Source organism: Ferdinandcohnia sp. Marseille-Q9671 (assembly GCF_976954385.1).
Window position 1 is genome coordinate 283955 of record NZ_CDRJTA010000001.1, and the last position, 23585, is coordinate 307539.

General features: G+C 36.8%; 30 protein-coding genes, 1 pseudogene and 1 riboswitch. Of the genes and pseudogenes, 14 read left to right on the top strand and 17 right to left on the bottom strand.

Translation table 11 applies throughout. The features are described 5' to 3' along the window. Positions 1-59: 59 nt before the first annotated feature. From ACWNMY_RS01495 to ACWNMY_RS01505, 3 genes are all read right to left on the bottom strand, one after another. Complete coding sequence (locus ACWNMY_RS01495; RefSeq protein ID WP_449536517.1) at positions 60-965, bottom strand: hypothetical protein; 906 nt, start codon at positions 963-965, stop codon at positions 60-62. Between the two features lie 229 nt (positions 966-1194). Then, positions 1195-1470 (bottom strand): hypothetical protein, encoded by a 276-nt coding sequence (locus ACWNMY_RS01500; RefSeq protein ID WP_449536518.1) that lies wholly within the window; start codon positions 1468-1470, stop codon positions 1195-1197. Positions 1471-1857: 387 nt separating this feature from the next. Continuing rightward, positions 1858-2721: a helix-turn-helix domain-containing protein gene (locus ACWNMY_RS01505; RefSeq protein ID WP_449536519.1), complete on the bottom strand. Its 864-nt coding sequence runs from the start codon at positions 2719-2721 to the stop codon at positions 1858-1860. Between the two features lie 240 nt (positions 2722-2961). On the opposite strand from ACWNMY_RS01505, the gene ACWNMY_RS01510 reads away from it, so the two are divergent. After that, the gene (locus ACWNMY_RS01510; RefSeq protein WP_449536520.1) at positions 2962-3177 is read left to right on the top strand and encodes a hypothetical protein; all 216 of its coding nucleotides are present in this window, start codon (positions 2962-2964) and stop codon (positions 3175-3177) included. Continuing rightward, positions 3129-4031 (top strand): DUF6081 family protein, encoded by a 903-nt coding sequence (locus ACWNMY_RS01515; RefSeq protein ID WP_449536521.1) that lies wholly within the window; start codon positions 3129-3131, stop codon positions 4029-4031. The genes ACWNMY_RS01510 and ACWNMY_RS01515 overlap by 49 nt, the downstream gene beginning before the upstream one ends. Positions 4032-4177: 146 nt before the next feature. On the opposite strand, the gene ACWNMY_RS01520 is transcribed toward ACWNMY_RS01515, so the two are convergent. After that, positions 4178-5911: an ABC transporter ATP-binding protein gene (locus ACWNMY_RS01520; RefSeq protein ID WP_449536522.1), complete on the bottom strand. Its 1734-nt coding sequence runs from the start codon at positions 5909-5911 to the stop codon at positions 4178-4180. A gap of 207 nt (positions 5912-6118) precedes the next feature. On the opposite strand from ACWNMY_RS01520, the gene ACWNMY_RS01525 reads away from it, so the two are divergent. Further along, a complete protein-coding gene (locus ACWNMY_RS01525) occupies positions 6119-6604 on the top strand; it encodes a hypothetical protein (protein ID WP_449536523.1) in 486 nt (161 codons plus the stop codon). Between the two features lie 35 nt (positions 6605-6639). On the opposite strand, the gene ACWNMY_RS01530 is transcribed toward ACWNMY_RS01525, so the two are convergent. Beyond that, entirely contained in the window at positions 6640-6822 is a 183-nt protein-coding gene (locus ACWNMY_RS01530; RefSeq protein WP_449536524.1) for a hypothetical protein, read from the bottom strand. A gap of 231 nt (positions 6823-7053) precedes the next feature. On the opposite strand from ACWNMY_RS01530, the gene lepB reads away from it, so the two are divergent. Together lepB and ACWNMY_RS01540 are read left to right on the top strand one after the other, a co-directional pair. Then, positions 7054-7599, top strand: coding sequence for a signal peptidase I (gene lepB, locus ACWNMY_RS01535; RefSeq protein WP_449536525.1), 546 nt, complete (start codon positions 7054-7056; stop codon positions 7597-7599). 118 nt (positions 7600-7717) lie between these two features. Further along, a riboswitch (SAM riboswitch) is annotated at positions 7718-7822 on the top strand. 76 nt (positions 7823-7898) lie between these two features. Next, positions 7899-8096 (top strand): Fur-regulated basic protein FbpA, encoded by a 198-nt coding sequence (locus tag ACWNMY_RS01540; protein WP_449536526.1) that lies wholly within the window; start codon positions 7899-7901, stop codon positions 8094-8096. 95 nt (positions 8097-8191) lie between these two features. Here the strand turns inward: ACWNMY_RS01540 and ACWNMY_RS01545 are convergent. Then, positions 8192-9244: pseudogene (locus ACWNMY_RS01545) on the bottom strand (LLM class flavin-dependent oxidoreductase). 204 nt (positions 9245-9448) lie between these two features. Between ACWNMY_RS01545 and ACWNMY_RS01550 the strand changes: the two are divergent. The 5 genes from ACWNMY_RS01550 (at position 9449) to ACWNMY_RS01570 (ending at position 12503) form a co-directional block, all read left to right on the top strand. Then, complete coding sequence (locus ACWNMY_RS01550; RefSeq protein ID WP_449536527.1) at positions 9449-9802, top strand: PadR family transcriptional regulator; 354 nt, start codon at positions 9449-9451, stop codon at positions 9800-9802. Beyond that, positions 9786-10268 (top strand): hypothetical protein, encoded by a 483-nt coding sequence (locus ACWNMY_RS01555; protein WP_449536528.1) that lies wholly within the window; start codon positions 9786-9788, stop codon positions 10266-10268. Before ACWNMY_RS01550 ends, ACWNMY_RS01555 begins: the two co-directional genes overlap by 17 nt. Further along, a complete protein-coding gene (locus tag ACWNMY_RS01560) occupies positions 10265-11698 on the top strand; it encodes a serine hydrolase domain-containing protein (RefSeq protein WP_449536529.1) in 1434 nt (477 codons plus the stop codon). The genes ACWNMY_RS01555 and ACWNMY_RS01560 overlap by 4 nt, the downstream gene beginning before the upstream one ends. Before the next feature lie 117 nt (positions 11699-11815). Continuing rightward, positions 11816-12160, top strand: a complete 345-nt coding sequence (locus ACWNMY_RS01565) for a hypothetical protein (protein WP_449536530.1) — start codon at positions 11816-11818, stop codon at positions 12158-12160. A 22-nt stretch (positions 12161-12182) separates the two neighbouring features. Beyond that, entirely contained in the window at positions 12183-12503 is a 321-nt protein-coding gene (locus tag ACWNMY_RS01570) for a thermonuclease family protein (RefSeq protein ID WP_449536531.1), read from the top strand. Between the two features lie 60 nt (positions 12504-12563). On the opposite strand, the gene ACWNMY_RS01575 is transcribed toward ACWNMY_RS01570, so the two are convergent. The 3 genes from ACWNMY_RS01575 to ACWNMY_RS01585 form a co-directional block, all read right to left on the bottom strand. Continuing rightward, positions 12564-12914 (bottom strand): hypothetical protein, encoded by a 351-nt coding sequence (locus tag ACWNMY_RS01575; protein WP_449536532.1) that lies wholly within the window; start codon positions 12912-12914, stop codon positions 12564-12566. A gap of 74 nt (positions 12915-12988) precedes the next feature. After that, on the bottom strand, positions 12989-13897 hold the full coding sequence (locus ACWNMY_RS01580) for an AEC family transporter (RefSeq protein WP_449536533.1): 909 nt from the start codon (positions 13895-13897) through the stop codon (positions 12989-12991). Positions 13898-14051: 154 nt separating this feature from the next. After that, a complete protein-coding gene (locus ACWNMY_RS01585; protein WP_449536534.1) occupies positions 14052-14651 on the bottom strand; it encodes a CBO0543 family protein in 600 nt (199 codons plus the stop codon). Between the two features lie 126 nt (positions 14652-14777). On the opposite strand from ACWNMY_RS01585, the gene ACWNMY_RS01590 reads away from it, so the two are divergent. The 3 genes from ACWNMY_RS01590 (at position 14778) to ACWNMY_RS01600 (ending at position 16294) form a co-directional block, all read left to right on the top strand. Next, the gene (locus ACWNMY_RS01590) at positions 14778-15020 is read left to right on the top strand and encodes a DUF896 domain-containing protein (protein ID WP_449536535.1); all 243 of its coding nucleotides are present in this window, start codon (positions 14778-14780) and stop codon (positions 15018-15020) included. A gap of 124 nt (positions 15021-15144) precedes the next feature. Further along, positions 15145-15285, top strand: coding sequence for a hypothetical protein (locus ACWNMY_RS01595; RefSeq protein WP_449536536.1), 141 nt, complete (start codon positions 15145-15147; stop codon positions 15283-15285). A 217-nt stretch (positions 15286-15502) separates the two neighbouring features. Then, entirely contained in the window at positions 15503-16294 is a 792-nt protein-coding gene (locus ACWNMY_RS01600; RefSeq protein ID WP_449536537.1) for a DUF817 domain-containing protein, read from the top strand. Between the two features lie 54 nt (positions 16295-16348). On the opposite strand, the gene ACWNMY_RS01605 is transcribed toward ACWNMY_RS01600, so the two are convergent. Genes ACWNMY_RS01605 through ACWNMY_RS01615 form a run of 3 tightly spaced genes read right to left on the bottom strand, consistent with a single transcriptional unit; the run spans position 16349 to position 17915 of the window. After that, positions 16349-16489: a hypothetical protein gene (locus ACWNMY_RS01605; protein WP_449536538.1), complete on the bottom strand. Its 141-nt coding sequence runs from the start codon at positions 16487-16489 to the stop codon at positions 16349-16351. Positions 16490-16536: 47 nt separating this feature from the next. Then, positions 16537-17403 (bottom strand): permease, encoded by an 867-nt coding sequence (locus ACWNMY_RS01610; protein ID WP_449536539.1) that lies wholly within the window; start codon positions 17401-17403, stop codon positions 16537-16539. A gap of 56 nt (positions 17404-17459) precedes the next feature. After that, complete coding sequence (locus tag ACWNMY_RS01615) at positions 17460-17915, bottom strand: MarR family winged helix-turn-helix transcriptional regulator (protein ID WP_449536540.1); 456 nt, start codon at positions 17913-17915, stop codon at positions 17460-17462. 125 nt (positions 17916-18040) lie between these two features. Here ACWNMY_RS01615 and ACWNMY_RS01620 point away from each other — a divergent pair, with 125 nt between their 5' ends. Beyond that, positions 18041-18544: an arsinothricin resistance N-acetyltransferase ArsN1 family A gene (locus ACWNMY_RS01620; RefSeq protein ID WP_449536541.1), complete on the top strand. Its 504-nt coding sequence runs from the start codon at positions 18041-18043 to the stop codon at positions 18542-18544. A gap of 61 nt (positions 18545-18605) precedes the next feature. Here ACWNMY_RS01620 and ACWNMY_RS01625 read toward each other — a convergent pair whose 3' ends face one another. The 5 genes from ACWNMY_RS01625 to ACWNMY_RS01645 form a co-directional block, all read right to left on the bottom strand. Beyond that, positions 18606-19223, bottom strand: coding sequence for a nitrite reductase (locus ACWNMY_RS01625; protein WP_449536542.1), 618 nt, complete (start codon positions 19221-19223; stop codon positions 18606-18608). A 216-nt stretch (positions 19224-19439) separates the two neighbouring features. Then, positions 19440-19628: a hypothetical protein gene (locus ACWNMY_RS01630; RefSeq protein ID WP_449536543.1), complete on the bottom strand. Its 189-nt coding sequence runs from the start codon at positions 19626-19628 to the stop codon at positions 19440-19442. A 126-nt stretch (positions 19629-19754) separates the two neighbouring features. Next, positions 19755-20048, bottom strand: coding sequence for a hypothetical protein (locus tag ACWNMY_RS01635; protein ID WP_449536544.1), 294 nt, complete (start codon positions 20046-20048; stop codon positions 19755-19757). Between the two features lie 43 nt (positions 20049-20091). Continuing rightward, complete coding sequence (locus ACWNMY_RS01640) at positions 20092-21576, bottom strand: YcdB/YcdC domain-containing protein (RefSeq protein WP_449536545.1); 1485 nt, start codon at positions 21574-21576, stop codon at positions 20092-20094. A gap of 227 nt (positions 21577-21803) precedes the next feature. Continuing rightward, positions 21804-23582, bottom strand: a complete 1779-nt coding sequence (locus ACWNMY_RS01645) for an adenine deaminase C-terminal domain-containing protein (RefSeq protein WP_449536546.1) — start codon at positions 23580-23582, stop codon at positions 21804-21806. Between the last annotated feature and the right edge of the window lie 3 nt (positions 23583-23585).

The following is a 23585-nucleotide window of genomic DNA, read 5'->3' on the forward strand; positions in this document are numbered from 1 at the left end:
ACTAATTCAATTTTTTATTTAACTCTTTAATTAATATAATGCTAATCTACAAACAATCATTATTTCTTTACGACATTTACATCAAATAGATACTCAGATACTGCTGTCCCTTCAAAGCTTTCGTAGATGATATTTCCTTGTTCATCTCTCTCTTCCTCTGTTTTATGCATTGCAAATATTGAAATATAATAGGCTTCAACAGGCAACTGCTCATTGTCTACTACTTGAATCTCCCCATTAGATATAACAAAATGCTCTCTATCTTCTATACCGTAGTGGACACGTTCCCCCGTACTGTGGATAACATAGGAAGAAAAACTACCCTTAGATTGAGTAATATCTTTCATATCAAGGACATTTAGATTTTCAAAGAAACGGTCCCCCTCTACTAAACGATTGTATTGGAGCCATTCATCTACTTCATGCCCCCTAATTTCATACCTATTTTTGGCGAAATCATATTGTATTTGATAGAGATGATACTTACTGTCACTGTATCTGAGAATTTGCCAACTAACGTCTGTAATTTGACCATTTTCAAGATACTCTATTTTAAAATCTTGAAGCTTTACAGCGTTGTTCTCAACCTCTAATTTTTGCTTAATCTTTTCAAATTCAGCATCAAAATTCAATGTATAGATTGAACCAATATTGCGTTCGATGAGTAGTGCTCTACTTTCCCACTCATGAATAGCGAATGGGATAATCCAATGAACAACTATAAATGTAAGGACACCAAATATTGCTGCTAATCGTTTTACTCGAACGTTTAACTTCGGTCGGAAAAATAGCAAATAAACGATAAACCCAAGTGGTACTGCAATCTGATTGAAAGTAAAGGCGAAGGAACCAACGATAAAATAGCCAATTATTTTTAATGTAAAACTAGATTCTGTATCGACCTTTTTCTTCATCAAAAATAAACAGCTACCTATTAATAGCACAGTGTATAAAATAGACGTCATGGTAACCTCCCTCCCCTACGTAATACTATTTCTCTTTAGGTAAGTCATTTCCTACTTTAAAAGCCCTGTAGTCCAAAAAGCATCCATTTTTCTACTAGATTCAGTTGCCTATCACAAATACCTAATTTAGGGAGTTAATTTTCAATGCGATTTGCAGGTTATTGTATATAAAAACAGATCAGAAATTATCGAACTATTTCTTTTGAATATATTTTTCAGCTAGAGGACTTTAGTTTATTAATTTTTTTCTTTCAGAGTTGGTGAACAATAACAACACTACCGTAACGACTAATCCTGATAATTGCACAAAGAGATTGTTAAGGTCTTCAATATCAAAATGAAGTAATGCCCAAATCACATTAAATAAACTGGAAATACTAAATCCAATCATAAGGATGGTGATTTTTATCTTTTTAAACCATTTTTCACCCCATAAAAACTTGATATATATATACGAAAGTATGCCGACCATAAATATTGGCAGTATCCAGCTTGAAAAATTCATAACAATTTTATCATCTAAAGGACTATCAAATAAAAAACTTCCAAACGATAAAAAATGGAAAATAAAGAGATAGAAAGACAATAAAACAATAGCTATTATATCTCCAATGTATACTAAAAAATTTTTTTATTTTCAATTCAATTTAAACACCACCTGTTAAAGCAACTGCAACGTCAGATTAACGAAAGAATGATTCCTTTCAGAAGAATAAATACAGATCTATAATTTTTTTCACCTACGAATTAGCCTCGGATATTCACTTTTAATGTCCAATAGAATCTATTACCTGTCTACTATTAATTTGAGTTTCGTAAAGGCACTTACAACAAATCTCTAATATACTCCAATCATTTTGGATATATGTAATAGCTCCGATACTACTTTCTATCATCTTTTAACTGTGTTTCCGAGCGTCTTATGATTATCACTAAATTGGGTCGGTGATACACCTACGATTCTTTTAAAAATTCTACTAAAATATAATTCATCTTCATACCCGACACTCTGGCTGATTTCTTTAATTCTAAAATCTGAGATCGCTAATAGCTCTTTTGCCCGGTCTATGCGTACATGTGTTAGATAGTCAATAGGGCTATACCCAACGTATTTTTTAAACAAACGTGCATAATGACTCGTGCTCAAACCAGCCATTTGTGCTAAGTCTGATAATGTCATGTGGTTGTGATAATTGTTAACCATATACTCAATCGTCGTCTCAATCGCCATTGTAGAATCCCCAGCAATTTTTTGAGAACGAAAATCCTGTAGAATCATCAGCAATAATTCTTGAAAGTGCAATTTACGCTGAATTGCAACTGTAGGGCCTCTTCGTTTAGAAAGGTGATGGATTTGGTCCAATAAATGAATCATGTTCCCAGTATTTGTAATCGAGAATACTCCCCTTAATGGGAATGTGGTATTTTCAGGTGTTTCAAAATACCATTTTTCCTTATCTTCAAACGCCACGGCATATGTAAAGCGAACGAAATAGAATTCAAGTGGATTGGATTGTGACGTCTTTTTTTCGCAAATCATACCGGGAGTAAAAATCACGAGTTTCCCTGGTTTCAACTTATGTTTCGTTCCGTCCACCGTAACTTCCCCACTCCCCTTGGTGATAAACCAAAGGGAAAAATGCGGTTGCTCACGGAAGGGTTTATACCAATCAGGTTTACATCGTTTATAACCTGACAATAACAGAGAAAAAGTCAGTTGATTCAACTGTTTCGCTATTTTTCCTGGTTTGATCAAGGTAACACCGTCCTTGTTAAATTAACCTCTAAACTACTTACCTATTTACCATTTTATGTTATGTATTTATTAATATAATCATAGATGAATGACGACGTCCATTAGATAAGAGAATTTGTCGTTTTATTTAGTAACAGTATTTTAATTATTATAAATATAATTTAAAGAAATCGTCGTTTTTAAAGAACTGAATTGTTCGTTATTTTAGTTTAGGTCAATAAACAAAAAGGAGGTTTACACATGAAGAGCAAGGTATTCAAAAAGGTTATGATCGGATCTTTAACCCTTTTATTATCATTCAGTGCCATTTCATTTGTTAGTGCTTCTTCAACTGCAAGTGTAGTCTCAAACCCGGGTACTACGTTGATTAAGTGGGATGATTTCTCACAAGGTTTTTCCGAAGACAAGTGGTTTTATTTTTTGCAGGTACTTATACAGGCAATGACGGAACTGTAACAACCTCCAACAAGGGATTAAAAGTCGTTTCTAGTGGGACGCATCCTACGACTGGCGAACCGGCATTTACAAGAACATTAGCTCAAGAACACGCAAATGGTGGTCTACCGGGTGCAATCGACCATGTAAAATGGTTAGCCTACATGAATCATTACTCATCAAAGGGATTTCCTGGCTTTGACGCGATTTCAGGCAAGGAACTCTCATTCGAGACATGGATTTCTGGTAGAACATACGGCACAAACACTCATCCTTTTGGTGAAGCCGTTCAGGATTCAAATGACATTCGTTTGGCAAGCTTTGCGTTTAATACGATGGATATGGAATCATTTATGGTGTTTGATTTTTTCATTACCAATGATCAAATTTACGCCTTTTATGAGCGTCTTCCTTTAGGAAGGGCTACACTTGGGAATTATGCTGCTTTTTCTTACAAAATCCCAGTAAAGAAACGGAATCCAGAGGATGTCCACCGCCTAAAAATCTCCTATGATAAGGACAAAGGAACTGTCAGTTGGTATATTGATAACAGCAAAGTCTTCCAAGTTGATAAAATTGGCCACCACATTGATCGAAAATATATGATATTAGATCATGGTGGCGAAGAAGAACTTGTAAAACCAGACCAATTGGTAGCTGGATTAGGTCTGTTTACTCTAATGGATGCATATGAGAATGGGAAAGGTTTAATAAAGCTGTCTACTGAAGAAAATTTCTATTTTGATCCTTTACAGGGAGTACCTACTCCTTTAGAATTTGTCGATAACGAAAGTCAGGAGAGTAATCGAATATTCGGGCAAGGCGCAAAGCTTGAGGTTAAGCAAATCAATGTGTTGTATACTAATTCGAAATAGGTACTAGTAAAAAGCACATGTAGATTTCTTTTTATGATAATCTAGAAAAAGCGAGTAAAGATGACATACATCACTTTTACTCGCTTTTATTGATTGGTTTATTTTGAAAAAAGTAACTAGTTTACTTTTAAAAGTAAGTTTTGAGCTTACGTCAACTGCTGCTCAGCAAAGGTACGATACAGTTCATGTGTCTCAATTAATTGTTGGTGAGTCCCCTTGCCTGTTACTCTACCTTTTTCGATGAAGATGATCTGGTCGGCGTCTACGATTGTAGACAATCGATGGGCGATAACGAAGGTTGTACGGCCTTCCATTAAGCGTGATAGTGCATCTTGGACAATGCCCTCTGATTGGCTATCTAAGCTTGCGGTTGCTTCATCCATCATGAGAATCTTTGGATCTCGTAAGAATGCTCGAGCAATGGCAATACGTTGCCTTTGTCCGCCAGATAATTTCACACCACGCTCCCCTACTTCAGTATCTAATCCATGGGTAAAGGAACGAATAAATTCATCTGCATACGCCATTTTTGCTACTTCCCATAAACGTTCATCTGGTATTTTGTCCCCGTTTTTTAATCCATAGCATAGATTTTCACGAATCGTGCCTGCCATCATGGCACTTTCTTGAGACACATAGCCGATTTGATTCCGCCAAGATTCTAACGATAACTGTTGAATGGGTGTATCGCCGATTCGGATTTCACCAGAAGTTGGTTCATAATAGCGCTCCAATAACCCGAATAACGTCGACTTCCCACCACCACTTGGTCCCGCAAATGCAATCATTTGACCAGGCTCAGCTTCAAACGAGACTTCGTGTATGACAGGTTCCTCGTCATCATAACCAAACGATACATGATTAACATGGATCGGTAAATTTGAAATATCCTTATCTTGTCCCTCTTGACCTTCTTCTAATGGAAGCTCTATGATATCGATAATCCGTTCAGTTGCACCTTTTGCTTTTTGCAGCTGCGTGAAAAACATCGCAAAGGACGTGATTGGAAAAATTATTTGAAACAAATAGAGTAAGAAGGCAACTAGAGAACCTGTGGACATCGTCCCATTGGCTACTCGTATTCCTCCATATCCAATAATAACTACAATAACAATCATGACAATTGTGTACATGATAGGACCGATTAGCGCGAAGATCTTCGCCTCTTTTAATCCATATGTAAGTAATTTCCGTACACCCTTGATTCCTTTATCCTCTTCGAACACTTCTGCTGTTGAGGATTTCATTAAACGAATTTCACTAATGGTTTGTTGGATACTCCCGGAAAATGTAGCTGTTTCATCTTGCAACCCTCGAGATATTTTCGCCATTTTACTTCCAAGTGGCATCATGATAACCATGGTAAGTGGGACTGAAATAAGCATGAGGAGCGTCATTTTCCAATCCATAATCAGTAAAATAACAATCGCACCGATAATGGAGATAACCCCGGTAATAAACTGTGGAAAATGCTGTGAGATTAAATCCTTCACAATTCCTGTATCATTCACCACTCGGCTGACAGACTCTCCACTTTGCTGCTTATCAAAGTAGCTGACTGGCAAACGAATGAGTTTTTCCCACATTTTCTCACGCAAGCGTGCGACAATACGTTGCCCAACAGCTGCCAACATGTATGTCGACACCCCATCAATCACACCTTGTAAAATAAATACAACTCCAATTATCACAATAAGCGTAACATTAATCGACAGACCAGAAAATCCATCCACCAGCTCCCGCGTTAGCAATGGAATCGAGAGTCCCACTAGTGTCGTAATAATGCTACCTAACAACCCAATCGTTAACGCTACCTTTGGGATATTCGTTGATAAAATAAGCCTAATAAATGGCTTCAACCCATCATTCTGTTTCTTCATCCTCTTTTCTCCTTTGGGACAGGTTCCTTGTCCCACTTTACTTGTCTCTTTATATACGGTTTAAACCATAAAAGGTTCCGAACCTACAAATGATTAATGTATCAAAGGAACTTTACAATGTCCATTTAGTCATTTTAGCCTAACTTTTAGTGGAAAACACATTATCGAATTCATCCCATCATACACTGTCGATAATGGGGTGATTGCTTGAAAAGATGGGTAAAGATTTTAATCTTAGCATATCTTTCCTTTTTATTTTTCGGAAGTTTCTTTGCAATAGGGTTACTTTGGATTGGGGCACTCGAAGACACGTTCCCTTTCATTTCAGATATTGAGATCTTTTTATATTACTTTTTAGCTGGTTCCATCGGTGGTTCATTGCGACATTTGTATATGTTTTGTTCACATTATCGGAAAGATGAGTTATCAAACTATCGAGATTGGGTGATGTATATCTTCTATCCAATCTTCGCAACTGGAACTGCAGTCATTGCTGTCACCTTAGTCCAAAGCGGTATTTTACTCATTGAATTCACAAATAATGTAGATGGTCCATATGGACAAATCAGTCTTGCCTTTTTTGTAGGCTTTGGCTTTAACAGGTTCTTAAATAAACTGAATGAGGTGTCAAAAGAAGTGTTTGAGGCGAAGGAAGAAGAACAAACGCAAAAAAGTACTGAAATAAAACAATAAAAGGCAAGAGCAAATGATTTTGCTGCTTGCCTTTTTTACATATTACCTTCACTTCTACCCTTGACCTTTTGCAAAAAATCTTTCACTCTTCTTTTACAATAATACAAATCTCGTAACCCCTTAATCTCTTCAATCTCCTGCTTTATTTCCTGATATTCTAGTGTTTCCTCTGTGGTTAATTTGATTTTGGGTTTTGGAAATGGAATAAGTTTTCCCATTATTATCTCCTTACAGTTATTGAATAAAGTTTAAATCCTATATCTATTATTTTATATGTATCGTTTTAACCAATGTTGATTAATTAGTGGTATGAAAAATCATCTCCAATCGATTGATTGTCCCACTTCCCTTCATTTTTTTTGATTACGCACTGAATATATATAATACTCTATGGTAAAACATGTTATTATTGTACTAATGAAATGATTAGTTCGGGAGGTTGAGTCGAATTGGTAAAGGAACAAAATGAGATTTGGGAATGGATCAAGGCATTATTTATTGCAATAATTTTGGCAATTATTATCCGCACCTTCCTCTTTACACCAGCAGTCGTACAAGGTGCAAGCATGAATCCTACATTGCATGACCAGGACAGAATGCTTGTAACGAAAATTGGCGAACCAGAACGATTTGACATTGTCGTCTTTCAAGCTACGGAGACTAAGAGATATATTAAACGTGTAATTGGATTACCTGGAGATCGAATTGAATATAGAGACGACACGTTGTTTGTTAATGGAAAGCCGTACGAAGAACCTTATTTAGATCGCTATAAGCAAGAAGTAATAGATGGCCCACTTACGAATTCTTTTACCCTCTTAGAAACACCAGTCGAAAGTGAGGTTGTACCTGAAGGACATTTGTTTGTCCTGGGAGATAACCGAAGAAACAGCATGGACAGCCGTCACATCGGAGCGGTTCCAATGGATAAATTGATAGGAACAACAAATATTGTATTCTGGCCATTGAAGGATATTAAAATCATTAGTAAGTAAATTTGGAGCGTTTATCCTTAAAGGATGAACGCTTTTTTGTTGCAGATTTGTAACAATAAAATTAAATGAACAATTCATAGTAGACACATAGGATTAATAAAGTTAAACTATATATATAAACTTATCCAGAGAGGTAGAGGGACTGGCCCATTGAAACCTCAGCAACAGATTCATTCGAATACTGTGCTAAATCCAGCAAGCTTATAAGCTTGAAAGATAAGTGAGGTTATCACCTATGTTATAAAACCTCTTCTTATCTTCTTGTAAATGATCGTTATTTTGAGAGGAGAAGGTTACTAATGTCTTTATTGAAAGAAACTGTTGAGAAAAGAAAAGACGATATTATACAGAAATTAATCGAATTTAACCAGTATAAAAAAGATGGAAAACAACTTTTTGAGCTATCGCTATCGGAATTAGAGTTCGAATACTTTAAAGTTCAAGCAAATGCTCATCCACATACAGGCTACGGATCTATAAGATGGAAAAATTTTTAATTAACTTTAACTAAATGCTTCATTTTTCAGTGTTCATCCATTATGGGTGAACGCTTTTTTGCATAAAAAAAGCCCTTATCCAATAGATAAGAGCCCTATTCCAAAGCCTTCCTAAGCCTTGGCGCAACCTCAGTTGCGAGTAGTTCAATGCTTTTTGCAACTTTTACATAAGGTAACCCACCAATGTCTACTTGTGCAAGGAAACGTGTATGACCAAATAACTCATGCTGATGAAGAATTTTTTCCACGATTTGCTCTGGGCTTCCTACAAATAACGCAGTGCTTGGACTAGCCATTCTCTCAAAATCATTCCGTGACATCCTCGTGCCCATTCCACGTTGGCGGTTTACATACTCCCAGTAGTTCGAATAATACGGATAAAATTCGTCCTTTGCCTTCTCTGTTGTTTCCGCAATATACGTATGTCCCGTAACCCCTACTTTTAATGCATCAGGTGAGTGTCCTGCCTCTATTCAAGCCTGACGATACATATCAACGAGTGGTTTAAAGCGTCTTGGATCTCCCCCTAAAATGGCTAACGCCATGCCAACACCAAATCGACCTGCACGTTCAGCACTTTCCGGTGTGCCCCCTACTCCAATCCAGATTGGAATTTCCCCATGAACGGGACGTGGAGAAATTTCAGCATTACGTAGCGGCGGGCGGAAATTCCCTGACCACGTTACCACCTCATTTTTATTTAGCTTTATCAATAAATCCATATGCTCAGTGAACAACTCATCGTAATCATTTGTGTGATACCCAAATAACGGAAATGATTCAATAAAAGCACCACGACCAGCTAGGATTTCGTCTCGTCCATTTGATAGTAAATCAACTGTTGCAAAATCCTCAAATAACCGAACCGGATCAAGCGTACTTAACACACTAGTCGTACTTGTTAGTTTGATCTGATTTGTCGCTTGCGCAGCCGCTGCTAGCACGACTGCTGGAGAAGAAACTGCATAATCAAGTCGATGATGTTCCCCTACTCCAAACACATCAAGCCCCGCTTCATCTGCAAGCTTTGCTGCTTGTATCACCTCATCTAGCCTTTGTTTGGCAGTCACTGTCTCTCCAGTTAGTGGATCTGGTCCTATATCTGCAAGCGTGTAGATCCCAATTTCGAACTTCTTTTCTTGATTCACAAGGGTTCCCTCTCTCTTCGTGTTTCTATAGGTAAAATAGATTCGTGTATTCAACTTACTTTATGTAAGTAAGTTTATAATTGTAAGTTGAATAAGTCAAGTATCATCTACACCTTCATAACCTCCGATATTAATTTTTACTCTTTACCTTCTTTTTACAAATATATACTTGATTCAAGTATATATTTGTATTACATTTATAGTATGGAAAGAACAAGTTTAATTAAAGGTCATTTAGAAATGTGTGTGTTAGCGATTTTATCTAAGAAGAAAAGTTATGGGTATGAAATTATGAAAGAATTGGAAAAACATAATTTAAAATTGAAAGGAGTAGGCAGTATTTATCCAATCCTCACAAAGCTCAATGATCAGGAATGGGTACATATATCAAGAGAGTTAATGGAAAATGGAAAAGTGCGAGTGTACTATGAAATAAATGAAAACGGACAGCTCGCACTAATGAGTAAGATAGAAGAATGGTTACATGTTCAAAAAGACATTAAATCCTTACTAATTGACAACGTTGAGGAGGTAAATGGAAATGGCAACGTTACGTAAAAACGAAATAGAGTATGTAGATAAAGTCATTAAGGAACTAAAAAAACATAAGATAAATAGGAATAATCTTGAAAGTATTAAAGAACAGCTCACTGACCATATCTTGACCTCTCAACAAAATGGTGAGGATAGTATTGAACAGCTGGGTGACTCTGATTCCATCGTGAATGACTATTTAGAGCTATACAGTATTGATACTCAACAAAGCAAAAGCCCAAAATCAACATATCTTCCAGTCGCTTTTGGGGTTATTGCTTTCCTTTTTGTATACCTACTTAGTCAAGTACTGTTATCTTTATTTTTAACAGAGTCCTTCAGTGATAACAGAAATTTTGATTATAATATTCTGTATCACATTGACGTGAATCCTTGGTGGAATACCTTATTGGTCATGATTAGTTTTTTCACAGCTCTTATTCTATCAATATTGGTTTCCTTTCTGTTACGGAGTAGGTTCACAAGATGAAAAGATTTTCATACTTCCTCGTTCTTACGCTTTTGTTCTTGTTGCCGCTTTCCTATAGTTACGCCGAGAATCCTTCTTCAAGTTTACATTCATATATTAAGGATTATTTGGAAGAACACCGTATCCCTGGTGCATCAATTTCCATTATCGAAAATGACAAAGTAACGTACGCCGAATCATTTGGGATTACTGGTGAAAATGAAAGAGAAGTTACAGCAGATACTCCTTTTTTATTAGGTTCTATTAGTAAATCACTGACAGCTCTAGCTACACTGAAACTTGTAGAGGAAGACGTAATTGATTTAGATGATACCGTAGTCCAACACCTTCCCTCCTTTACGTTACAAGATCAAAAAGCTGCTTCACAAATAACGATTAAACAACTACTTACACAAACGAGTGGAATTACTACTTTTGATGGTTTGTCTATATCTGATTTAGGTTCCGACGCTGCCGATGCAATCCAAACGAGTCTTCAGGCACTCTCAGATATTGAATTGACGGAAAATCCGGGAGTTGTGCATCAATACAGCAACGCAAATTACACAATACTTGCGGCTTTAATTGAAGCAGTTTCAGGTCAATCGTACGCTGATTTTATAGACGAACAAATCTTTACACCTTTAGAAATGAGGAATGCGGCAGCTAATTTGGAAAAAGCCTATGAAAGAGGGTATCAATCAGGCTTCCAATCCTGGTTCGGTTTTCCTGTTAAGAGTTCTGCGGCATATGACAATGGTGGAGCCCCATACGGTTACATTACTGCAAGCGCAAATGATATGGTGAACTATTTAAAGGCCTTGATTCAAAAAGACGAAGAAAAACTTGTTCAAGAGGAACTCTTAGACCTTTCCTTTTCACCTCAAGTACAAACCGGTGAAACACGGTATTATGGCTTTGGTTGGAGAATTACAGAACCCGGTTCAGAGAATGAAATGATTTGGCATTCCGGATCCACCCCCGACTCTAGGACAGACATTTTCTTCTATCCTAAAAAAGAATGGGGAGCCGTTATCCTAACAAATAAGGAACATATCTTAGAAGAAGCAGCACTCTTGCATTTTCGAAATGGCCTAATTTCAATCATGAATGGTGAGGAACCCACAGTCGTGGAAGGACATATGCCTACCATCCAAATCTTTCTTTCTATTTTGCTTTTGATACTCATCGGAACCCTTGTACGACTGCTACTAAAAATAAAAGCTAGTATAGAAATAAGATATCGCAAAACAACTACAATAGTTGGTGTTTTATTAATAGTACTTTCCATACTGACGATTCCAATGTTACAGCATTTTAGTTATTCACCCTGGCATTCCATCCAATTATTTGCACCAGACATAGCCTTTCTAACAATTGGTTTAACTGCATTATTGTTTGGAAATGGTGCTCTAATGCTACTCTTTGGTTTACGGAACAAAACTAGATGAAACAATAGTTCGTGGTGTATTTTTTTCTTTCATATAACACGACAAAAATCTAGAAAAATAGTCTTGCACATGTTACCATGCATAGAGAATAATCCACATAAGAAGAGGAAAATCACCATGAAGAAATTATTTAAATGCTTACTCCTATTGGGATGTATCTCAACACTAGTAGCATGCTCAGAATCCGTCGATGTCAACGGGATCAAGGAACTTGCAGATTCAGGTGAAAAAACTAGTGAACTATTGGGTTCACAGGAATTAGAGCAATTTAGTGATGCAGTTGGAGATGCTGCTGATATAGTTGGAGAAGTTGAAAAACTGACTGAGCAATTAAAAGAGTTACCTACAGAGGTCAATGAAGAAAAAGTCGTTTCAGCCACAATTACATCTTGCTATGATGGTGATACCTGTAAAGCCATCGTGAACGAAAAAAAAAGAGTCTATTCGATTTTTATTAATTGATTCGAGTGAGATTAAGGGCTCCATGCCTTATGCAGAAGAAGCCCGAGACCGCCTAAATGAATTGGTGGAAGGAAAGGAAATCACACTTGAATTAGGAAAAGGCGATAGTCGAGATAAATATGATCGATTACTTTCCTACGTTTTCCTGCCTACTGGCGAAAGCGTACAAGAAATACTGCTTGAAGAAGGATTAGCCACCGTACGCTATATTTACGACGATCAAAAATATCTTGATGACTACACTGCTGCAATGGAGCAGGCGGAAAATTCCAAAATTGGTATCTGGTCAATTCCTGGATATGCAGGCTATGACCAGCCATTTAATGTAGAAGCAGCTAAGTAAAACCAACTACCAATAGAAAAGCAATGCTATTCACAGAAGATTGAATCGCATTGCTTTTCTTTATTTGGAAAAATATGTGCAAAGGTCTTTTATTGTATGAAGTCTAGCACTAACAATAAACAAATCAGCATAGTGATTATTTACGTACTCTTCAATTACGTCCCTTCCCTCTCGAATACTGTCAACTAGTATTGTTGTGTATCGTTCATCCCACGAAAATTGATTGATCCGTAACAGTTCGTCTGCATTAAGCTGAAACTTATATTCTTCAACCAGGAGTTTTACTTGATACAATTTATCTGGATTTTCTATATAACTCTTATTTCGATTCTCATAGGTTTCCTGAACGAACTTTATAAAACCGTCAACATTCTCAGCTAACATCCTGGCTATTCGCATCTCTACTTTCATTTTACCAACTCCTTATCGGAGACAAATTGTTTGTCCCAATAAAATAAGCTTCATGCCTAATACAATCTATAATTCTACAAAAAGTTAGCAGCCAGATACAAAATCACAATACTTACCAAGATTGTAATATTTGATGTAGTCGCTATTAATCGAACGTTTTCCGTACTGTACTTAAACTCGATTGCAAATGTAACAGCTGATGCAGCAACTGGTAATAACAGTCCAATCACAATCGTATAACGAAACATGTCATCATATGGAAGTAGGAAGAACAATGTAAACCCTACAACCAAGCCCACCCCATAGCGGAATGCTAAAAATTTTAAAATGGGACGAATCAGTTGTTTTTCGAATTTAAAATTCAAATAGAGTCCTAATAGTAGTAAACAAAGCGGTATATTCGCACCTGAAATCGTGCTTGCCAATTCAATAAACATAGTCGGTAGCTTGATTCCACTATAATTTAAGACACTTGCTATAATATATGCTAGTAATGGGATTGACTTTACAAGCTTTTTTACAATCTCTATAGGCTTCAGACGTAATCCTTCTTTTGAAAAATAACTCCCAAGTATATAGGAGACTCCAAAAACAATAAATGATGTTCCCACATCAAACATACTAAAGTAAGTTAGTCCATCTATTCCCCAAATGGCAAAAACCAGTGGAAATGCAAATAAACCAACATTGAAGCCTGAATTCATCATCAAAAAAGAGCCTTTAAGTTCTCTTTCTTCATTTTTAAAAATGAGTAAGCCCAGTAATGCTGTAACCACACCGTAAATTAGGACTATAATTGGCAACAAAATTAACGTCGTATCGATTTCGACAGAGTCAAACGTGACAAGTACAAGTGCAGGTAATGTTATTTTAAATATGAGTTTCGAAATAACCTGCCCATCTTTTTCTTCTAAAATATGTACTCTTTTTAATAGATATCCAAGTGAAATGATGAGAATAATATAAAGAAATTCTTGGTTCATGTAACTGATAAGCTCCTCTGTGAATATTCTAGCAAGTGTAATATTATCAATATCTCTACATAATCATACATTATTTTTTGAGTTTTTTGTGTACCTGTTCCAAGAATCTTTTTTCCGCAAAAAAATAACTACCCTAACTAGGTAGTCTCAGATTTTATGACTTGTTAAATTTATGGGATAAACTCCATTTGTTTGTTCTATGCAGATATAGAAAAATGTCAGTAATCCATTTTGCAATAAGAGCAATTGCTAGATAATACCAAAATAACATCAAAAAGTTCTCCTCACCACCAAAGCGAAAGAGTCCAATCCCTAACATAAGAGGCTTAATAAAAAAGGCAAATGCTAGGCAAAGTAATACCATCCAGATATAGTAGTTCTTCCCTTTGTTAAGAACGAACTGATAGAGAAGTATAAAAGCGACAGGAACAAACGATGCATCAAGGCTAACACTTGACGGAAGACCTGGAAGTAGTTTATACGGATATATCCATAACCCCCGTACTACACCCATTGCATCACTGATTGCAAAAAAGACATGTATACTATATCCATAAAAGCCAAGTTGGAAGATTTTTTTTCGGTCTATGAACAAAACTAATAGAAGTAGTGGAATCAAAAACATTGCCAAGACGACCCAAAATTGCCAAGTGTGGAAGTTAGAGTACTCTTGCCAATAACTAAACCATCTTTCACTTTGTTCTACCTCTGCTTTTCTAATCGTTTCGATTTTGTCCAGTTGACTTTTATTCACGATGTTTCCTCCGATTTTTGAAAGTGATAATATAGTATTTATCTGTTACTGACAATGTATGCCTAAGGTAGTAGTGAAAAATGAATTATTTATATGTAATTACGCCATAACAAAGGAGAAAGCAACATGCTTCCAAAACAACAAATTGAACGCATAAATGAATTAGCAAGAAAAGCAAAAAATGAAGGCTTGTCCCTTTCCGAACAAAACGAACAAATTGCATTACGTAAAGCATATATCGAAGCTTTTCGTGGTGGTATGCGTAATACCATCGAGGGGTTAAAAGTAGTGGATGATGACTTTAATGATGTCACCCCAGCAAAATTAAAAAATATCCAAAAAGATAAAGGCATTCATGGGCGATCATGATTGAATATGTTTTATCACCCCTCCACCTTTTTAGGCAGGTGTTCCGAACGACCTGGCATATTAATGTGTTGGTTTGGAAAAATAGGATAGAGAAGATTTTCAAAACAATGTGGAGGTACGTCAAATGTTACGAGATTCGAAAGTGAATGCGAAGGGTCACATGGAAAGAAATAAGAAAGATTCTACAAAGCACTTAAAAAAAGCTCCAGATCCACATGGCAGAGATGGGTACCAGTTAGATTCTGATACAGAAAAAGATACTTGATATGTACTAAACATAATCAGTCGCACTCTGTTGTAAAACCAGTTATAAAAAAATAAGTTTTCTAAAAACGGCATTCCCTTTTATTGAGGAATGCTTTTTCTTTTGGACAATATAAAATTAACAATAACAACATAACCAAACTCAATATATATTTATTGTAAAACAATAACACAAGTGTTATAGTAAATTCAGAAAAAATGTTTGGAGGTTCAAAACCATGAGTGCTATAAAACAACTTGTTCATTTTGGATGGGAGCAAGCCTTATCCTGTTTATTTCCTGTTGTTATTTTTGCTTCGTTGGCGCTAACTCAAGTCATACCACTTCCCTTCCTACCTCGGTATGACTGGCTGCTCATCATCTGCCTTTTCATGCAATGGTGGATGGTACAATCCGGACTTGAGACACGAGATGAACTAAAGGTTATCACCTTGTTCCACCTTATTGGGCTTGCGCTTGAACTTTTCAAAACACAGATGGGCTCCTGGTCGTATCCAGAAGAGGGATATATGAAACTTTTTGGCGTACCATTGTACAGTGGATTTATGTATGCAAGTGTAGCAAGTTATCTTTGCCAGGCCTGGAGAAGACTAAAGGTTCATCTAATTAAGTGGCCCCCTTTCTTGGTAGTTGTACCTCTAGCAGCAGCGATTTATTTAAACTTTTTCACCCATCACTATTGGATTGATATTCGATGGTGGTTATCCGGACTTGTCATCATAGTCTTTTGGCAATCATGGGTGTCCTATGAAGTGAATGGAACTCGTTACCGGATGCCCCTTGCCCTGTCTTTTGTACTCATTGGATTTTTCATTTGGGTAGCAGAAAACATTGCAACATTCTTTGGAGCTTGGGAATATCCGAACCAAACCAATGCATGGAGTCTCGTTCATCTTGGAAAGGTGAGCTCATGGCTTTTATTGGTGATTGTTAGCTTTCTAATTGTAGCAACACTTAAGCAGGTAAAAGGAAAAAATTCCACAAACATAGGTACAGGTCAATCATTATAAAAATAAAGAGTCGAATTCTACACATAGGAGGAATTCGACTTTTGTATTTTTATATTAATTACAGCATGATTTTTGGTTTTTACAGCACTCAGTTGTTTCCACCGTCAGTTCCTTGTTCTCTTTCACTTCCTCAATTGTAATCTCACAACAATCCTTCTTCGAACCATTCTTTTTGAATAAAAACCCTTTAAACATACTTATCTCCTCCTGCATTTATATACAAACCTTAGTTAGGTAATACCCTATACTAAATAAAACAATGTGCCTGACAGTGTAGACATGGTGAATACTGATAGTAAAAAGGCGACTACTAATCTCTTCTGAAAGATAGAATTTAATAGAGCCACTTCTGGTAAACTCGCCCCTGTTGAACTGATCATAATAGCCATAACCGGACCTAGTGCCATTCCTTTTGCAACCATGATTTGAGCGATTGGAATCATGGTCGATAAGCGAATATAAAGCGGAATTCCAATAATCGCTGCCACAGGAATTAACCACCACTCATTTCCTCCCAAATAGGTAGAAATAAACTCAGCTGGAATTGCACCGTGAATCAATGAACCAATTAAAGCTCCAATAATGAGATACGGATAAACGGTTTTCATCAGAGATAATGTCTCTTCCCAAGCCTTTTTAAAATCAAACCTTTTCTCGTTTTTAGGTAGGCCCTTGACAATGACATTTTTAACAGCACGTTCAAAGCCTAGTGCCTCAAGAGTAAAGCCAATAATGATAGAAAAGACTGTTGTTAAAATGGTATACAGAACCGCGACTTTCCAACCTAAAAGTGCCCCCATTAGCGTGAGAATTGTTGGATCTAGAACAGGTGATGCAAAAAGGAATACCATGACAAAACCAAATCTCATTTTTTTCTGAAGCATTCCTACTACTATTGGTATCGTTGAGCAGGAACAAAATGGAGTGATAAACGCTATTAAAATAGCTACTGATGCCCCCACTACTTTATTGGAATGGAATAAATACTTCTCAAGCTTTTCATATGGTATCAAGCCTTGAAGAATACTTATGACAAATGAAATGATAAAAAACAAGACAGTTAATTCGATGGCAATTGATAAAAAATCAAAAGATACGTCTTTCCACATTTTTAACACTCCTTAATTATTTGCATTTTGCAAGTATTATCCGAAATATAATCCTCCTATCTAGGAGGACAAGAAAAACCTTGAGATTTTTTCATGGCATCATCTAATAATTGAACAGACCTAATCACCGAGTCTCTTTCGTATTCACTTAAATGAGACAGGATATGTGTTAAATAATCGTTCATCGTACGATCAATATTCGATTCCATTGACTTCCCTTTTTGTGTAAGGGACAGGATATTAACTCGGTTATCATCTGGATGAGGTGTCTTCTTTACAAGGTCTTTGTCTACCAGTGTTTTGATTTGCCGGCTAAACGTTGTAATATCTATACCTAACGCTCCAGCCACCTCCTGCATGGATGGTTGCTTCTGCCTTGTTATTTCATATAGGATATGACTTTGTAACAAACTAATATCTTCCCCACAACAGCTATCACAGCATTGCTCATGGAGAAATCCGAACCGACGAACAAACATTTGAAACAAGCTTCTTAGGTTTTCGGTTTCCATTATTTTCACCTCTTGATATATTTATACAACATATAGTTGCAGTTTGCAAGTTATTTTATTTTCAGATTGCAACTATTTTTAGAACGTGTAAAATAACAGTAGAAAATACAATAGGAGTGGGACCTTTGGGGATAGAAATTAAAGCGAGACTTGCCACCGAAAAAGATTTGGAAGCTATTTTATCCATATATAATGAAGGCATAGAGGACAGGATTGCAACATTGGAAACGGATCAAAAAGATTTTCATTACATGAAGCAGTGGTTTGAGCAGCATAGACAACGATATTCAGTCATCGTCGCGATGGTGAATGAAAAAGTTGTTGGCTGGAGCTCATTAAATCCCTATTCTGCTCGACGTGCATATGACGGTGTTGCCGATTTATCCATTTATATACTTAGAGAATACCGTGGACGTGGTGTTGGGAGTAGATTACTAAAAGAAATCGAATCGGTTGCTGTACAAAATAATTTTCATAAAATCGTTCTTTTTACCTTCCCTTTTAACGAATTAGGGCAATCATTATACAAAAAATCTGGATACAGAGAGGTGGGTGTATTCAAAAACCAAGGCAAGCTGAATGATAAATTTGTAGATGTCATGATCATGGAGAAATTGTTACATAAGTAGAGACACAAAAAAGTCCAAAGTATTGACCTATAAAAAGTGGTCAATACTTTGGACTTTACGTTTACTTTACTAATGTCTCTACGCCCACACGCTTAATAAATCTTGAAAAATTTTCTCGCTTTTTACCTTGTTGGGAATAAACAGAGATGATATTCTCAATTGTTTCGTACAATGTTTCCGGAGATAGACTTTCCATCAGTAATGTACCAACTTCAGCGTCTTTTCCTTTCGCTTTACCACCAACATATAGATTGTAAGAATCTCTTATTTTCATAACACCGATGTCACTTACCATAGGTTCACCGCAGCCAACCGGACAACCTGTATATGCTACCTTTAGTGTAAAAGGAACTGCTTTCCCTGCTATTCGGCGATTTATCTCTTTCGCAACAGGCATCCCTTCTTCTTCTTCCCCTTTGCAAAAATTACAAGTTCGCAAACTTTTAACAAAGTTACCAACTGGGTAACAGGCTAATCCTACTCGTTGAAACTCCTCAATAATTTCTTCTTTTTTTGTTTCTGGAATTTCGATATAGAGTTGTTGGAACGTAGTTAGTTCCAGTTCGTCATCATCATTCATATATTTTGAGATTGTTATCAGTTGTTTTGACGTAAGCTTTGCCCCAAACCCTATTCCTCCATTTACGGCAAGCTTTATTTTTTTCACTTCGTCTACCATGTCCATCCCTCACTTGCTTACTGGTTATATCACTTAGTGTACTATACCCCCCTACTGTATGTAAAATGATTTTTAAAGGTTTATGTAAATAGGAGCAGAATTGACTGCTAAATATGTAAAAATAGCAGTGGTATAAGTGTTTAACGGGTTTGTTGTAGGAAAAAAACAGTATTGAGTGAATCCACTCTTTTAAAAACAGACAAATAAATAACCCAATTACGAGATTGGGTCATTCGCTTTTCCTTTTTTCTCAATATATTTCCAACCATAGTATACAAGCCAAGCTGCCAATATTGCAAAAATAGAGAACCCCTTCTTGTCTGATGGGAGATAAATGAACAATATAATTGCAACTATAAGGAATGGAGGCATGATTACTAAATATTTTTTTCTGTCGATGTTCATTTGTCTACTCCTTATGCTTTATTTTTAATAATATTTTACGATATAAATCATGAAAGGTTTCGTGATTGGAATGAAAACACATTAAATGTACAAAGCAGTGGAAAAAAAACGTCCACTGCTCACGTTCTATTCCTCAATAATTTTTTTCAAAACAACAGATTGAGTAGGACCTAAATTAGGTTGATTAACTGCTACGTTAAGTTCATATTTTACTCCATCAATAAGTAGAATTGAAATCTTATTACTAGTCACGGTATTGGTTATAGAAATTGTTTCTACCTGTTTTCCCTCTTTTTCAAGGTGTAACACCACGGCACGATGAAATTTCTGTGGTTCTTTGTACCACTTATACCAATCATCTAATTCAAATCGAATGATATTTCCTCTCTCAAATAAAGATTTTACAAATTCCCCAAACATAGGCACATCTCACTTTCTATTCATAAACTTTGTCTTTGTATGTTCAGTCAAAAAACGTCGCATCTCCCACATCAACAAAAATTGCTTCACCGCTGACCGCATCAATCGCTCGCACATGGCCAACTGATGCTGGAAAGGATGGAACATAGGCAAGTGAATAAATCGACTTTTCGTCTTCGTCGTACTCCCTCGTAAACATAAGATCCAACTTCAAATTCTTTTGATAGATTTTCTTTGCTTCAGCCTTAGAAATAACTGGTTTTGTTGGTAGCTGTCCATATAAATCATAGGAAGGAACATCAAGTATAAGATGAGTTACTTTCCCTGTTGATTTTCCTACACGTAGCATTGACACATGTTGGTCCACTCTTAGGCCATTATGATAGAGGTGAAAATAAAAGGTATAGGACGGCTCTTCCTCAATATATTCCTCGTCCCAATCCACATCTTCATCAAAGTCATCTTCCGTAAATTCCTCATCGTTTTCTACATTTTCGCCCACAATCTCATCTTCATCAAAGTCCGCTTCTTCTTCATTGTCATCGAGAATCTCTAGTCGGAATCGTTCATGAGTGTCAGGGAATAGCTGAAATATCATGTCCAATGCTATTTCTTTAGCACTTTCAAGACTGATTTCCTCCCCTTCCGCTTCAAACTCCTCCCCACTTAAAAGGTGCAGAAGTATCCCTGTTTTATCATCGAAACAGAGCTTCACCACATGATTATCGGCCTCTTCCATTTCAAAAGAATAGGAATCAACACCGTCTCGCTTGGACCATACCTCAATTCGTTTTCCTTCCTCGAGCTTTGTTTCTAGAAGTCTATATTCAGTTGATAATCCAACTAATTCATAGATTTCTTTACCAGGAGACTGTTGCTGTATGAATGTAGGCTCCAATTCAAATTCTTCACGAAAGCTTGCTGGTTCAGACCCATCCGCAGGAATGTCCATTATGTATTCCACAACACTATAAGCAAGGTGATAGTGATGATCACCGTTTTTATATACATCCTTATCAAACTGTTGGATACTTAGCTCAAAATCAAGTCCCTTTACATAAGTCTCTAACGCTTCCTCTTCTGTGATCACACGATCAGGATACCGGATTTCAAATTCTTCGTCTGCATAATAAAAACCGGTAATTTGACCAGCTGTTGAAATAGTAATGGTAAATCCTGAACTATGTAAAAACAAACCGTATTTTTTTTCTCTTTTTTCAAATACGACCATATATGGATTGTCCAAATCTAGAATAGCTGATAGCTCGTATTCTGTCTGACCTGGGTAAAAAGTGTTCGTGAACCTTTTGGCTAAAGCAGCCATTTCTTCTTTTGTTACATTTCCTTCTGCAGGTTTTTCTAAGAAAGAGAAGCTTGAAAGGTCTCCCTTGTCGTTTACATAATAATTCCCGATTTCTTCATCAGTCGCTGCATCAAGTATATCGAATAAATTCTCGTCATACGATGAGATCTTTTCATATGCCTTCACCGGTAAAAACGCTTGTAATCTATCTATGTATTTACTCATGGTTTTCCCCCATTCACTACTATATTCGTATTTTACCATTTTGTAAGAATTTCCAACAGTCACTAAAAAAACCGAACAACTGGATAATGACCAGTTATTCGGTGTATACAAGTTTCTGAGCCTTTAAATAATACCTAGACTTCTCATTTCAATAAAATACAAAGAAGTAGAAGCATCTCCTTAGAAGATTTTTAGTACGATTGTGAAATTACTTTTCTATCAAACTCCTATTTCACAACCCCTGTACCAAACGCCTCTGCCTTCAATAATATCTCATCCCGCTTCACTTCATACAACCCGTATGGCACCAACCTTAATCCGGGTAAGAAGTCGCACGTTAAAAACAATAGGGTATACAAAATATCATGGAATGGAAATCCTCTGTCCTGTAAGATTTGAAGTAACTCATCATGATACTCAACTGCCTTATCAAATGAAGGATTGGTAGTCATCATTCCGGTCAATAGTAAAGGAATTTCTAGAATAATCTCGTCTCCATCAACGATTACAATACCGCCTCCGATTTCATGAACCCTTGTAGCTGCTTTTGCCATTGAGTCATGATGCCTACCGACAACCAGTAATTCCGTCGTTGTATTATATGTTGATGCCATGCCATCCAGTGTAACAGCAAACCTTTCAAGGATTGCTCTACTCACCCAATTGCCTTTCCGATCAAGTAAGGCTGCATAAAGAAGACCTTCATGATTCGAAAGGTCAGCAGAACCGTTCACGGAAGGTATCAATGTGTCCTTCCTCTGAGTAATAACATTACTTCTAAAATAAGACACTGGGATTGGCTCGTTTTCATTAGAATGTGGATATTGATAAAGCTCCGGATTTTCAAGTATTGATTTAGGGAAATCAAACGCCTCACGAACTACGTACTTACTCCACTCAATATCAGGCATCGATGCCAACAACTGACCATTTTGAGCTACAACCTCTCCACCGGCAACAACCAGATCTGGACGAAAATCCACAAGATTCGGAAGTAAGAGTATATCCGCCTTTCTTCCAGGAGCAATGCCACCGATATAATCCTCCAATCGAAGATATGTCGCAGCATTAATTGTCACCATTTGAATCGCATCCATTACGGGAACTCCGAGTTCAACCGCTTGACGAACAAGACCCTCTACAAACCCTTCTCTTTCGATAAACCCAGGATGTGGTCCATCCGTTGTCATGATAATTCTGCTTGTGTTCACATTGCCTTCTGTAATCATTTTTATGACTTCTTCAAGGTCCGGACGTAACGAGCTATTACGTAACGTTGTCCACATTCCGAGTCGAAGTCGGTCTAGAGCTTCTTTTGCCGTAATCGCCTCGTGACATGCTGTAACACCTGATGCCACAATTGCATTTAATTTTTCATAGGAACAACCAGACGTATGCCCATCAGATACCTTCCCTATTTTTTTCACAAAGTCCATCGTATCTAGTAAAAATGGATCGCCGTTATAAAGAAGTGGCCAACGCGTAACCTCCGCTGAACCCACAACATCATCTAATTTGAGAAGTCCTTGTATATCCTCATGGTTGTACCACTCTCTTTCCCCCGGATAATCTGCTTGTGACACAAGTCTTACTAGCCATAGAAAGTTACCTGGTAACGACTTTAGGTCATGAATCATGTTTCTAAATCCGCTTGCTCCCATATGTAAATAGAAAAACAGATTATCATTGACTGTTGTCGTGGTTCCAAGAGGAACTACTTTACTTGTTATACTGATAGGGTTGTATACAACCCATGGATGAGAGTGTGCTTCAATAAATCCAGGGGATACATATTTGCCTTCTGCATCAATTACTTTTGTCTGAACACCAATTGCTGCTTCACTTTCTCCAACATAAGCGATACTGTCCTTGTAGACAGCAACATTAAGCTTTAAAAACTCACCGGAATAAACGTTAATCACCGTACCGCCCTTAATAAACAGATCAGCAGGAATATTTCCCTTTGCAACTTCAATTAATTCACTTCTCTTCGCCTTAAGCTCCATACT